The 13,064-nt window shown below is 64.6% G+C and carries 12 protein-coding genes and 1 pseudogene; 1 reads left to right on the top strand and 12 read right to left on the bottom strand.

Going from position 1 to position 13,064, the window contains the following annotated elements; genetic code table 11:
- Positions 1-2: 2 nt before the first annotated feature.
- From JQ621_RS01160 to eno, 8 genes are all read right to left on the bottom strand, one after another.
- Positions 3-305 (bottom strand): DUF5076 domain-containing protein, encoded by a 303-nt coding sequence (locus tag JQ621_RS01160; RefSeq protein WP_018320291.1) that lies wholly within the window; start codon positions 303-305, stop codon positions 3-5.
- Positions 306-308: 3 nt separating this feature from the next.
- Complete coding sequence (locus tag JQ621_RS01155; protein ID WP_212232593.1) at positions 309-1,691, bottom strand: pyruvate dehydrogenase complex E1 component subunit beta; 1,383 nt, start codon at positions 1,689-1,691, stop codon at positions 309-311.
- Positions 1,692-1,720: 29 nt separating this feature from the next.
- Positions 1,721-2,743: a pyruvate dehydrogenase (acetyl-transferring) E1 component subunit alpha gene (gene pdhA, locus JQ621_RS01150; RefSeq protein WP_212232592.1), complete on the bottom strand. Its 1,023-nt coding sequence runs from the start codon at positions 2,741-2,743 to the stop codon at positions 1,721-1,723.
- 254 nt (positions 2,744-2,997) lie between these two features.
- A complete protein-coding gene (locus JQ621_RS01145) occupies positions 2,998-4,380 on the bottom strand; it encodes a glycerophosphodiester phosphodiesterase family protein (RefSeq protein WP_249124578.1) in 1,383 nt (460 codons plus the stop codon).
- Between the two features lie 195 nt (positions 4,381-4,575).
- The gene (locus tag JQ621_RS01140; RefSeq protein ID WP_212232591.1) at positions 4,576-4,893 is read right to left on the bottom strand and encodes an FtsB family cell division protein; all 318 of its coding nucleotides are present in this window, start codon (positions 4,891-4,893) and stop codon (positions 4,576-4,578) included.
- A gap of 196 nt (positions 4,894-5,089) precedes the next feature.
- Positions 5,090-5,641 carry an NADPH-dependent FMN reductase gene (locus JQ621_RS01135; RefSeq protein ID WP_212232590.1) on the bottom strand — a complete coding sequence of 184 codons (552 nt, stop codon included), beginning with the start codon at positions 5,639-5,641 and terminating at the stop codon, positions 5,090-5,092.
- A 174-nt stretch (positions 5,642-5,815) separates the two neighbouring features.
- Positions 5,816-6,949 (bottom strand): zinc-binding dehydrogenase, encoded by a 1,134-nt coding sequence (locus tag JQ621_RS01130; RefSeq protein ID WP_212232589.1) that lies wholly within the window; start codon positions 6,947-6,949, stop codon positions 5,816-5,818.
- Between the two features lie 51 nt (positions 6,950-7,000).
- The gene (eno, locus tag JQ621_RS01125) at positions 7,001-8,284 is read right to left on the bottom strand and encodes a phosphopyruvate hydratase (RefSeq protein ID WP_212232588.1); all 1,284 of its coding nucleotides are present in this window, start codon (positions 8,282-8,284) and stop codon (positions 7,001-7,003) included.
- Positions 8,285-8,396: 112 nt separating this feature from the next.
- Between eno and queF the strand changes: the two genes are divergently transcribed.
- A complete protein-coding gene (gene queF, locus JQ621_RS01120; protein ID WP_212232587.1) occupies positions 8,397-8,873 on the top strand; it encodes a preQ(1) synthase in 477 nt (158 codons plus the stop codon).
- Positions 8,874-9,207: 334 nt separating this feature from the next.
- Here queF and JQ621_RS35840 read toward each other — a convergent pair whose 3' ends face one another.
- From JQ621_RS35840 to JQ621_RS01100, 4 genes and pseudogenes are all read right to left on the bottom strand, one after another.
- Positions 9,208-11,262, bottom strand: a complete 2,055-nt coding sequence (locus tag JQ621_RS35840; protein WP_312015391.1) for a methyl-accepting chemotaxis protein — start codon at positions 11,260-11,262, stop codon at positions 9,208-9,210.
- Positions 11,235-11,770, bottom strand: a pseudogene (locus JQ621_RS01110) (MFS transporter); the annotation flags it as partial. The gene JQ621_RS35840 and the pseudogene JQ621_RS01110, both read right to left, overlap by 28 nt.
- Positions 11,770-12,621 (bottom strand): 3-deoxy-8-phosphooctulonate synthase, encoded by an 852-nt coding sequence (gene kdsA, locus JQ621_RS01105; protein ID WP_212232585.1) that lies wholly within the window; start codon positions 12,619-12,621, stop codon positions 11,770-11,772. The gene kdsA and the pseudogene JQ621_RS01110, both read right to left, overlap by 1 nt.
- Positions 12,622-12,737: 116 nt before the next feature.
- The gene (locus tag JQ621_RS01100) at positions 12,738-13,064 is read right to left on the bottom strand and encodes an NIPSNAP family protein (protein WP_212232584.1); all 327 of its coding nucleotides are present in this window, start codon (positions 13,062-13,064) and stop codon (positions 12,738-12,740) included.

Genomic DNA, 13,064 nt, shown 5'->3' with positions numbered 1-13,064 from the left:
GCTCAGTGCCCCTTCCCGCGCGGCGTCGTGGTGCCGGTGTCCGTGGGACGCTCGATCTCGGCCTGGAACATCTCGAGGATCCGGTTCAGCGCGTCCTCCTCGGTGTATTCGCTCTCGCGCGCATAAGCGCGCGCGGCGTGGCGGGCGAGATCGACCAGCAGCAGGCCCCACATGTCGGGCTCCTCGAAAGCCCGCTGGAACGCCATCGACAGCCCGCCATCCAGCACGAACACGCGCAGGATCTCGACCGCATCATCGCGGGTCATGACGTCGGGCGGCAGTGGCTGCTCCTTCGGGCCCGCCATGGCCTACCTGTAGCAGACGGCTTTGGCGGCCTCGACGACCTCAGCCGCCGAGGGCAGCGCGAGCTTCTCCAGGTTCGCCGCATAGGGCATCGGAACGTCCTTGCCCGAGACGCGCGCAACCGGCGCATCCAGATAGTCGAAGGCGTTCTCCATGATGCGCGCGGCGATCTCGGCGCCGACACCGCTCTGGGCCCAGCCCTCTTCCACCGTGACGGCACGGCCGGTCTTCTTGACCGAGTTGATGATGGTCTCGGTGTCCATCGGACGCAGCGTGCGCAGGTCGATCACCTCGGCCTCGATGCCCTCCTTGGCGAGTTCGTCGGCAGCCTTCAACGCGTAGGTCATGCCGTTCGACCAGGAGATGATGCTGACGTGGCTGCCGGAGCGCGCGATGCGCGCCTTGCCGATCGGAATCACGAAATCGTCGAGCTTCGGCACTTCGCCGGTGTGGCCGTAGAGCACCTCGTTCTCGAGGAAGATCACCGGATTGGGATCGCGGATCGCAGCCTTGAGCAGGCCCTTGTAGTCGGCGGCCGAGAACGGCGCGACGACCTTGAGGCCCGGGACGTTCGAGTACCAGGCCGAGTAATCCTGGCTGTGCTGGGCGGCCACGCGCGCAGCCGCGCCGTTCGGGCCGCGGAACACGATCGAGCAGCCCATCTGGCCGCCGGACATGTAGAGCGTCTTGGCCGCGGAATTGATGATCTGGTCGATCGCCTGCATGGCGAAGTTGAAGGTCATGAACTCGACGATCGGCTTGAGCCCGGTCATGGCCGCGCCGACGCCGACGCCGGCAAAGCCGTGCTCGGTGATCGGGGTGTCGATGACGCGCCTGGCGCCGAACTCCTGGAGCAACCCTTGAGTCACCTTGTAGGCGCCCTGATATTCGGCAACCTCCTCGCCCATCACGAAGACGTCGGGGTCGCGGCGCATCTCCTCGGCCATGGCGTCGCGCAACGCTTCGCGGATGGTCTGGGTGATCATCTCGGTGCCGGCGGGCACTTCGGGATCGGGCTCGGCGACGGCATGCGGCGCAGGCGCGGCCTTCGGTGCGGGCGCTTCGGCCTTGGCAGCAGTGGCCGGCGCGGACTCTGCAGCCTTCGCGACCGGCGCAGGCGCCTTCGCAAGATCGGCCGCGCTCTCGCCATCGGCGAGAATGGTCGCGATCGGCGTGTTGACGGCAACGTCGGCGGTCCCTTCCGGAATCAGGATCTTGCCGAGCGTGCCCTCATCGGTCGCCTCGACCTCCATGGTGGCCTTGTCGGTCTCGATCTCGGCGATGACGTCGCCGGACTTGATCGTCTCACCTTCTTTTTTCAGCCATTTGGCGAGGTTGCCCTTTTCCATCGTGGGCGACAACGCGGGCATCAGCACTTGAATTGGCATATCGACTCCAAGGAAAGCTTGCGCGCGTTTCAGCGGTAGACGTCGGTCCAGAGCTCGGCGGCATCCGGCTCGGGATCATGCTGGGCAAAGTCGGCGGAGGCGTTGACGATGTCGCGCACCTCGGCGTCGATCGCCTTGAGGTCGGCCTCACTCACCTTCGCGGCCAACAGGCGGTTACGCACCTGTTCGATCGGGTCCTGGTCGTGACGAACCTTCTCGACCTCCTCGCGCGTGCGGTATTTGGCCGGGTCGGACATCGAATGGCCGCGATAGCGGTAGGTCTGCATCTCCAGGATGAAGGGGCCCTTGCCGGCGCGGCACCAGGCGGCAGCCTCATCGCCGGCGGCCTTGACGGCGCGGACATCCATGCCGTCGACCTGCTTGCCGGGGATGTTGAACGACACGCCGCGCTTGGAGAAATCCTGCTGCGCCGAAGCGCGCGAGACAGAGGTGCCCATGGCGTAGCGATTGTTCTCGATGACGTAGATCACCGGCAGCTTCCAGAGCTCCGCCATGTTGAAGCTCTCATAGACCTGGCCCTGGTTGGCCGCGCCGTCGCCGAAATAGGTGACGCTGACATTGCCATTGCTGCGGTAATTGTTGGCGAAGGCAAGACCGGTGCCGAGCGAGACCTGCGCGCCGACGATGCCGTGGCCGCCGTAGAAGTGCTTCTCCTTGCTGAACATGTGCATGGAGCCGCCCTTGCCCTTGGAATAGCCGCCGCGGCGTCCCGTGAGCTCGGCCATCACGCCGTTGGCCTCCATGCCGGTTGCGAGCATGTGACCGTGATCGCGATAGCCCGTGATGACCTGATCGCCCTCCTTCAGGGCCATCTGCATGCCGACCACCACGGCCTCCTGGCCGATATAGAGATGGCAGAAGCCGCCGATCGCACCCATGCCGTAGAGCTGGCCGGCCTTTTCCTCGAACCGCCGGATCAGGAGCATGTCGCGAAGCGCCTTCAGCTCCTGCTCCCTCGTGAATTCCGGGGGCGAACCGCCGTTGGTCTTGTCCTGCTCAGCGCTTGCGGCGGCTTTCTTGGGTGCGGCCATAGGAATTCCGGGTCAGAGAAATCTAGGTCCTCTCTAACCCAACTCAATCGCCCTTGGAAAGCACCGCAGCGACATCGCACGATTTTCATTATGCCGCACTGCAACGAGGCCGAAATTTTGCAAAACCTTTGGCGCGGATCAGGCAACATTAGCTCCGCGCCATTGAGAGCTCTGCACGCAGACGAGGCAGAGATATCGGACACGCATATCTCGGGGGCTGAATTGCGATGCGTGTCCGATTCGAAGCGCTGGGCTTACCAACCGAGCTCGCGCAGATACGCCGCACGGGCGGCAACGCCAGTGTGCGTGAAGTCGGTGAAGACCCCATCGACGCCGAGGCGGAAGAATTTGAGATATTCCTGGGCGGGATCGGTGTGATAGTCGGCTGCGAGATATTTCTTCTCGTTCCGGAACGTGAAGACGTGCACGAACAGGCCGAGCTTGTGCGCGTCGGCGATCAGGCTGGTCGCCTCCTGCGTCGAAGCGTCCGGCGCCGATCCCTTGTAGGGCGTGCCGTCGGCGTTGGCGGTCCTCCACAGCACGACCTTGAGTGGCACGATATAGGCCTTCCACGGGCCGATGCCGTCGGCATAGGTCTTGATCTCGGCTAGGCCCTCAGGGGTCAGCATCGAGTCATAGAGGCGCGCATCGCCCGCAACCGTCCAGTCGAACGGACGGGAATTGGTGATGTTGTTGAGCAGCACCTTGCCGGTCTTGAAGTCGATGCCGTTGCCGTCGATGAGCTGGACCTGCCGCGTCTGAAGGCCATGGCTGCGCATATATTTCAGGCTGCCCGGCTCGAAGCTCTGAACCAGGATGGGCGCGTCCCTGGTGTTGAGGTCGTTGTCCTTGATGATCTTGATCAGGGCATCTTCGAGCGGATGGCTGCCCGGCGCGCCGCAGCCGTTTGCGATCGCCTGGGCATTGTTCCAGGTCGGGTTCTTGGTTTCCGGATAGACCAGGATGAGACGGCCCGTCTCCTTGCTCTTCGCCTTGGCGATGTCGAGGATGTCCTGGAAGCTGATCACGGGGAATTTGCCGTTGAAGCTCTTGGGCCGCTCGTTGGCCGCGTCGTAGGTGGTCCCGCCGATCCATTGCTTCAGCTCGGCCATGGTGAAATCGGTGATCGACCAGTCGTTGGTGTGATCTTCACCGTCGACGATCAATGATTTCAGCACCGATTTGGGATCGGCCGGATCTGTGAGGTCGACGAGGTAGTCAGCGGGCGTGCCTGCGGCGGCCGGTGCCTTGACGCGCACGCCGGGCACGGTGCGTTTACGCGCCGCAACCGCCGGATTGGTCTTTGCGACGTCGGCAATGTTGGTGTTGTCGGCCAGCCAGGGATTGTGACGCGCAACCAGAACGCAATCCTTGGTGAGGTGCAGATCCTCTTCCAGCGCGTCGGTTCCGAGCGCCGCGGCAAGCTCATAGGATGCCTCGGTCTCTTCGGGCACCAGGCCCGGCACGCCGCGATGTCCGAGGATCAGCGGCGCCTTGCCGTCGAGGGTGAGGAACGGCTTGGCACGGGATGGTACACCTTGCGCGAAGGCAATAGACGGCGCGAGCAAGCCGAGGCCAGCGACGCCGAGCAGCATCGCTCCGATACGCATCTTCCGCAGTGAACGATTGTCCGTCATGGTCGGCCTCCATCTCTCGCGCAACATCGCTTCGCACCGACAGCCGAACAAACGCGGCCCAGGGCGCCCGTGTTTGTCTCAATTCTCTGACAGGCCGATGACGTCGGGCGCGTCGAAAACGAGCTCTTGCGAAAATGCGCGGGGAAACGCGCCGACCATCCGGTCGGCGTCATCGTCACGCTGAAGTCGCGGCGATCAGTTCTGCGGGATCATCCGAACGAGATCGTGCGGATTGACATAGTCGAGCTGGAATCGGGCCCGCTCGTCCAGCATGTCGGGGTCGATCTTCTCGGTGCGGAGCAGCGAGACGCGTTGCTCGCTGCGGAGGCGCTCACGCTTGAGCTGCGCCAGCTCGCTGGTCAGCGCGATGATCTCCTGGTCGAGCTCCTGGCGCGCGTTGAGGCCGTATTTGCCGGTGTAAGCATTGACGCCGAAATAGCCGACGATCGCGGCCGCCATCGCATAGAGGGCAAGACCGGTCAGGATCGATTTGAGGCGGGCGCGGGAGACCATGATTGCAAGATGGGCCAGCTTGGTTAAGGGAGTGCTAAAGTCCCTTCGCCCGACCTCGCTCTGATGCCTGCCCCGTCGTCATGCCCGGCCTTGTGCCGGGCATCCACGTTCTTCATCGCCGTAAGCAAAGACGTGGATGGCCGGGACAAGCCCGGCCATGACGGAGAGCGCGTCATCTTCTCGGAAGCCGACGATCTCAGCCGTGGTGCTTCGCAACGTGCGCGGCGAAGGCGTCGATATAGGCCTGGAGCACGGGCTTGAGCGACTCCTTCGTCAGATTACCCTCCGCATCGAAGGCGTCGCCAACGGCGTTCAGATAGGCCTCGGGCTGCTGCATGATCGGGCCGGAGATGCCGGGCAGGATGTTCTGCAGCGTCTTGGCGGCGCTGACCCCACCGAGCGGGCCCGGCGAGTTCGAGATGATGCCGACCGGCTTGCCGTTGAACGAGCTCTTGCCATAGGGGCGCGAGGCGACGTCGATGGCGTTCTTGAGCACACCCGGGATGGCGCGGTTGTACTCGGGGGTGACGAAGATGACGCCGTCGGACTTCTGCAGCTTCTCGCGGAAGGCCAGCCAGTCGGCGGGCGGCGCACCCTCGAGGTCCTGGTTGAAGAAGGAGATGCCCGCGGGCGTGATGACCTCGAGCTTGAGAGAGGCAGGCGCGAGCTTTGCGAGCGCGCCTGCGATCTTCAGCGAGAAGCTGTCCTTGCGCAGGCTGCCGGCGATCACGACGATGTTGTAGGCCATGGTTTGTCCTTGAAACCTTGAGGGAAGTGCCGGCGGCACTTAAGCGATCCGGACCGATGGATGCAAGTGCATGAACCGGTCCGGTTTGGAAACGCTGAGTTTCGCGAAAGCAGATGGTCGCCCGAAACATCGGGCCGCCAAACGGCGGCCCGATGTTTCGCGCGCAGATCACGATCATTTATTCGGATTGATGAGGAATTTTTCGCCGGTGGCGCGTTTGGCGTACACCGCGATGTTGGCGGGATCGAGCGCCTCCTGCAGCGACACCACCTTGGTGTAGTGGCTGGCGAAGGTCGTCTTCAATTCGTTCACGACGCGCTGACGCAACCGTCCGATGTCGGCCGGTCCGATCTTCTGCAAGAACGGGGTCAGCAGCCAGCCGCCGACACCCCAGGCCATGCCGAAGCCGCGCGGCAGCTCGATCGGACGGATATCGAGCGCGCCGTAGACGTAGACCTGCTTGTGCACGCTGGAGCCGTAGCGGCTGTATTCCTTCGCGGTCTTGTTGATCGCGATTTCCATGCAGTTGAGAATGTCGCCCGCGAGCTTGCCACCGCCGATCGCGTCGAAGGCGATGGTGGCGCCGGTCTCGACCAGCGCATTGGTGAGATCGTCGAGGAAGCTCGGCTTGCTGGAATCGACGATATGCCTGGCGCCGATCTTCTTGAGGATGTCGGCCTGCTCCTGGCTACGCACGATGTTGACGAGCGGGATGCCGTCCTTGATGCAGATCTTGTTCAGCATCTGGCCGAGATTGGAGGCGGCCGCCGTATGCACCAGCGCCTTGTGGCCTTCGCGCCGCATCGTCTCGGTCATGCCGAGCGCCGTGAGCGGATTGACGAACCAGGACGCGCCCTCCGCCGCTGTCGTGCCCTCGGGCAGCGGCTGGCAGTCCCGCGCCTTCAAGGTGCGGTACTGCGCGTACATGGCGCCGCCGATCATCGCGACCGTCTTGCCCATCAGCGCCTTCGCAGCATCCGACGAACCGGTCTTGATCACGACGCCTGCGCCCTCATTGCCAACCGGCAGGGACTGATCGAGCCGCGCGCCCATCGCGCGCATCGCACCGTCAGGAACCTTCGCGGTGATGATTGGCGCCTCTTTCGTGCCTGATGCCTTGGCCGTGCTCATGTCGGCCGCGCCGACCAGAAGCCCGAGGTCGGACGGGTTGATCGGTGCCGCCTCGATGCGGACGACGACCTCGTCGTCCGCGGGCTCGGGGGTCGGAACGTCGACCAGCGAGATTTCCAGCTCACCGCTCGCCTTGATCAGCGAACGCAGTTGCAGTCCGGTCTTGCCGTCGCTCATGTCGATCCTCCCCTGTGCTAGTTGTTCGCGCCTTCGCGCGATGACGCCAGGTTATGCCAGCGCTTTCAGTGCCGCCTTGCCGCCGTACAGCGCCTGCTTGCCGAGCTGCTGCTCGATGCGGAGCAGCTGGTTGTATTTGGCGGTGCGATCGGAACGTGCAAGAGAGCCGGTCTTGATTTGACCGCAGTTCGTGGCGACCGCCAGGTCGGCGATGGTGGAATCCTCGGTCTCGCCGGAGCGGTGCGACATGACGGAGGTGTAGCCGGCCTTGTGCGCCATCTCGACGGCGGCGAGCGTCTCGGTCAGCGTGCCGATCTGGTTGACCTTGATCAGGATCGAGTTGGCACGGCCGGCCTTGATGCCCTCGGCAAGGCGCTTGACGTTGGTGACGAAGAGATCGTCGCCGACCAGCTGGCACTTGTTGCCGATCAGGTCGGTCAGCTCCTTCCAGCCGTCCATGTCGTCTTCCGACATGCCGTCCTCGATGGTGACGATCGGATAGCGGCCGACAAGATCGGCAAGGTACTTGGCCTGCTCGGAGATCGAGCGGGTCTTGCCCTCGCCTTCATAGACGTACTTGCCGTCCTTGAAGAACTCGGTCGAAGCGCAGTCGAGGCCGATCACGATATCGGAGCCCGCCTTGTAGCCGGCCTTGCCGATCGCGTTCATGACGAATTCGAGCGCAGCGTCCGCCGATGGCAGGTTCGGCGCGAAGCCGCCTTCATCGCCGACATTGGTGTTGTGGCCGGCCTTCTTCAGCTCCGACTTCAGCGTGTGGAACACTTCCGCACCATAGCGCAGGCCTTCGGCGAACGAGGATGCGCCGACCGGGAGAATCATGAACTCCTGGAAGTCGATCGGATTGTCGGCATGCACGCCGCCATTGATGATGTTCATCATCGGCACCGGCAGGAGGCGCGCCGAGGTGCCGCCGACGTAACGATAGAGCGGCATGTCGAGCGAGTTCGCGGCCGCCTTGGCGCAGGCCAGCGAAACGCCGAGGATGGCGTTGGCCCCCAACCGGCTCTTGTTCGGCGTGCCGTCGAGATCGATCATGATCTGGTCGATCTGGGCCTGCTGTTCGACATCGAGACCGCTGAGCGCCTCGAAGATCTCGCCGTTGACGGCGCCGACCGCCTTGGTCACGCCCTTGCCGAGATAGCGGGCCTTGTCGCCATCGCGCAGCTCGACCGCCTCATGAGCGCCGGTGGAGGCGCCTGACGGCACCGCAGCGCGTCCGAGCGCGCCATCCTCCAGCACGACGTCGACCTCGACGGTGGGATTACCGCGGCTATCGAGGATTTCGCGTCCGATGATGTCGATGATGGCGGTCATGAGGGCCTCTTTTCGGGGAACAAAGGGGGCGGTTCGCGGGTGCTTCTACCGCAATGCATCGAAGCGGAAAAGGCCGGGTGACGGCCGCGCTGCGATTGGCTAAGAGGGCCGCATGTCGAAAAAGCCCAGCCAATCGAAGACCTCACCCAGCCTTCAGCTCGGCCGTGCCGTGGAATGGCCCGATGCGCCGGAGAAGGCAAAGCTCGATCGCGTCCCGAATCCGCAAGCCGGAACCGATTATCTGGTCCGTTTCACCGTACCCGAGTTTACCTCGCTCTGCCCGGTGACCGGCCAGCCCGACTTTGCCCATCTGATGATCGATTACGCACCCGGCCGGTGGCTGCTGGAATCGAAATCGCTCAAACTCTACATCGCGAGCTTCCGTAACCACGGCGCCTTCCACGAGGATTGCACCGTGATGATCGGCAAGCGCATCGCCGCCGAGATCAAGCCGAAATGGCTGCGCATCGGCGGCTACTGGTATCCGCGCGGCGGCATCCCGATCGACGTGTTCTGGCAGACCGGCCGCGTGCCGAGGGGCCTGTGGGTCCCCGAGCAGGGCGTCGCGCCGTATCGCGGGCGGGGATAGCTGTCGAGTTGTGACGACGGTTCGGTGGACGCGGTCAACCGCGCTCAGCGGTTCGCGCGTACCGTTGACGTCTGCGGCGCGAGATCGAGTCGCGAATTCCGAAGCCGGCGCCGAAGCCAAAGGCGAAAGTTGCAAGCAGTATCAGCAATCCAGCCATTGTATCCCCCAGCGCGAACGGTAGGTCGAACTGGGAGACATCCGCAAGATCAGTAGGACTACGAAGAGAGTCGGACTGGGCTTAACGTTATCGGCAAATCCTCGATTTTTCTCCCGCTCGGGAAGCACGCAAATCTCGGTGCAACCGCAGCGGCTCCGGACGCGGCGTGAGGCTCGGCTACGCCACTTCCCTCACCCGGATGATGAAGCTGTCCACCTCGCCCGTCAGCGAAGTCGACTGGCTCGACAGGTCGGCGGCGGCTTTCAACACGCCGGTGGCGGCGCGGCCGGTCTCGTTGGCCGCCGACGAGACGGTTGCGATGTTGCGGGTCACGGTCGAGGTCGCTTCCGCCGTGTGCTGCACGGTGTTGGCGATCTCGGCCGTTGCCTTGTTCTGCTCTTCGATCGCGGCGGCGATGACGCGGTTGATGCTCGAGACTTCCTCGATGGTCTTGACGATGCCGTCGATGGCGGAGACCGCCTTTTGTGTCGCCCCCTGGATCTCGGTGATCTGGGCGCTGATCTCCTCGGTCGCCTTCGCCGTCTGCGACGCCAGGTTCTTGACCTCGCTGGCCACGACCGCAAAGCCGCGTCCGGATTCGCCGGCGCGCGCGGCCTCGATGGTCGCGTTCAGGGCCAAGAGATTGGTCTGGCCCGCGATCGAGGTGATGAGGCCGATGACCTCGCCGATGCGGTCGGCGCCGTCGGCGAGCGCGCGCATGGTGCTGTCGGTCTCCTTGACGGTGACGACAGCATGCTCGGTGGCGCGGCTCGCCTGCTCGACCTGGCGATTTATCTCGCGGATCGAGGCATTGAGCTCCTCGGCCGCGGCCGCGACGGTCTGCACACCGCCGCCGACCTGGTCGGCCAGCGTCGAGGCCGAGCCGGCCTGGGCCTGGGCTTCCGCTGCCGTGCTCGACATCGATCGCGCCGTTGTCTCCAGCTCGCCCGAGGCGCTCGACAATGTCTGCACCATCTGGCCGATCCGGCTTTCGAACTGGCGCACGAGACCGGCGAGCTCGCTCGCGCGCTTCTCCTTCTCGGCGCGCTCGGCGGCCTGGTCGCCCGAGAGACGCTCGGCCTTGATCATGGCGTCCTTGAACACCTGCAGCGCCGACGCCATGCGGCCGATTTCGTCGTTGCGGTCGAGGCCCGGCACGTCGCTGGCGAAATCATGATCGGCAAAGCGCGTCATCACGCCGGTGATCGCGGTCAGCGGACGGGTGACGCGGTTGCGCATCAGCAGCAGCCCGCCGATCATCAGTGCCAGCGAGGCCGGCATCAGGAGGCCGAACAGGATCAGGCTGAAACGGGCGCGCGAAGCGCCCTCCTCGGCCCGCGCAATCATGTCGGCGAGCGCGGTCTGCGTGACGATGACAACGTTGTTGGCGCCGACCAGCTGGCGATCGCGGTAGTCGATGCCGACGACGCCGGCGGGCTCACCCGCAAGCAGCTTGGTCGCAATCGCATTGCGCTCGTCGCTGAGTGCGCCGGAGATTTCGGGCTCGGCGGTCCGGATCGCCTGCAACAGCTGGGGCGAAGCCACGCTCGGGCTGAGGTCGCGCACCACCAGCCAGGCCTGCTGGATGCGGCCGCGCAGATCGGCGAAGGCGACGCCGTCGGCAGCGGTCCAGGTCTTGTTGGCCAGGATCGAGGAGAACTGGACGAGGATGGTCTGGCCGACATTGGCACGGGCCTGCCAGGAAGCCTGCTTGGCAATCAGGAGGCGATCGACCACGGGATCGATCAACGTCATCGAATTGTCGACATGGGCGGTGACGTCGCCGATCGCATCCATGAAGGCATCGCTGACCTTGGCCCAGGCCGGGGTCAGACTGGGGTCGCGTGCGGCCTTGTCCTGCTTCAGGGCAGTGATCGCACGCGGCCGCAGCTCCTCGAGCTGGGCCCAGATGCCGCGGAGCTTGTCGAGCTTCTCGGCAAGACCGGACGCATCGACGGAGGCGAGGCTCTGCAAGGCCTGCGCATAGTTCTTCTGCACGGTCACGCGCTGCTCGGCGAGGCTGCTCATGACGCTGTCGGGCGCGGGCGCGGCGGAGGCGAGATAGCTCAGCGTGTCGCCGCGCTCCAGGCGGAAGATCACCAGCGTGTTGGTCAGGTCGCGGCTGGCGATGGTGAGCGAGACGATGCGGTTGCTGTCTGAATAGCGCGTCACCGCGAGCTTCAGGGCATAGGCGCAGATGATGACAAGGATGAGACCGAGAGATCCAACCACCGCCCCGAGAATGCGGGCGACCGAACGCTGTTTTTGCATCGCCGAGCAGATTACCGGTCATGGAACCCGCCAGCGTGCGCCCGATCGCCACCTGTCGCTTCGCCGGCGCCACGAGATCGGCCGTCAAGCCGAGCGCGACCGGGAACACGCCGCCCGAGGCGATGCCGGCGAGCATGCGGCTCGCGAACAGGCCCGAGAAAGAGGTGGAGAGCGCGCCGAGAATGCAGGCAACGCCGAGCAGCGCCAGGCACAGCGTCATCAACCGCGCCTTGCCGAACAGATCGGCTGCCGCGCCGACGATCGGCTGAATCAGCGCGTAGATGAGCGCATAGCCGGCCGCAATGCTCGCGGCCGTCGTGATGCTGATCGAAAACTCCTCGGCGACATGCGGCAGCACCGGATCGAGCGCGCGCGTCGACAACGCGGCGGAGAAGCTGGCGAGCGCGATGATGTTGATCGCCGGCGGAAACTTCTGGTCGTACGGCGGCCTGGCGACGGGCTCGTGCATCAGTGGGCGCGGCCCTTGGTCACCGCGTCGAATGCCATCAACGTGCGGATCAGCCCTTCGAACTCCCGCAGCGGCACCATATTGGGCCCGTCCGAGGGCGCGCGATCAGGATCGGGATGGGTCTCGATGAACACACCTGCGACCCCGACCGCCACGGCCGCGCGGGCCAGCACCGGCACGAATTCGCGCTCGCCGCCGGAGGACGCGCCCTTCCCGCCCGGCTGCTGCACCGAATGCGTGGCGTCGAAAATCACGGGGGCGCCGGTCGTGCGCGCCATGATCGGCAGCGCGCGCATGTCAGACACCAGCGTGTTGTAACCGAAGGAGGCGCCGCGCTCTGTAACGAGCACGTTGGGATTGCCCGCGCTGGTGATCTTGCTCACGACATTGGTCATGTCCCAGGGCGCGAGGAACTGCCCCTTCTTGACGTTGATGACCTTGCCGGTTGCAGCCGCAGCCAGCAGCAGATCGGTCTGCCGGCACAGGAAAGCGGGGATCTGCAGGACGTCCACGGCTTGCGCCGCCTCGGCGCATTGGGCGGCATCGTGCACGTCGGTCAGTACCGGAACGCCAAGTGAGGAACGGATCTCGGCGAAGACCGGCAGCGACTGCGCAAGGCCAAGCCCGCGCGCGGCGGACGCGCTGGTGCGGTTCGCCTTGTCAAAGGAGGTCTTGTAGACGAGGCCGATCTTGAGCCGCGCCGCGATCTCCTTCAGCGCGGAGGCCACTTCCAGCGCATGCTGGCGGCTTTCGAGCTGGCATGGCCCGGCGATGATCGAGATCGGCAGATCATTGCCGAATTTCACCGACCCCACGGTCACGACCGGTGCTGCAGAATGGCTGACGCTCAAGGCTCAAATCCCTATTTGGGCGCGACCATAGCGGCCGAACGGGTGGGATCAACCCCATTCGGCCCGGCCTGTCAGAATATCAGGGTTGCGCCGAAGCGCGCTGCCCTGAAGGACCGCTACTTGACCGACGAGAATGCGGTCGGGGCCAGAATCTGGCTCACAATGTTGGCGACGATCTGGCCATCGGCCTCGGTCTTCGCACGCGCCTCCAGCCAGTCCGGATCGGTCGCGAAGGCGCCCCACTTCTTCTCGCGCTCGGCCAGCGACTCCCAAGCCAGGAAGTAGGTCAGCTCCTGGTTGGATTCACCGATCACCGTCGTGAAGAACCCGGCCTGCTTGATGCCGTGCTTTTCCCAGATCTTCAGCGTGATGGTCTCGAACCGTTTCAGCAGCGCCGGCAGGCGGCCGGGCACGCAGCGATAGACGCGCATTTCGTAGATCAT

The organism is Bradyrhizobium manausense (genome assembly GCF_018129685.1).
Classification (GTDB): Bacteria; Pseudomonadota; Alphaproteobacteria; order Rhizobiales; family Xanthobacteraceae; genus Bradyrhizobium; species Bradyrhizobium manausense_D.
The sequence above is the reverse complement of the archived record's forward strand: the minus strand, read 5'-3'. Positions and strand labels throughout refer to the sequence as shown.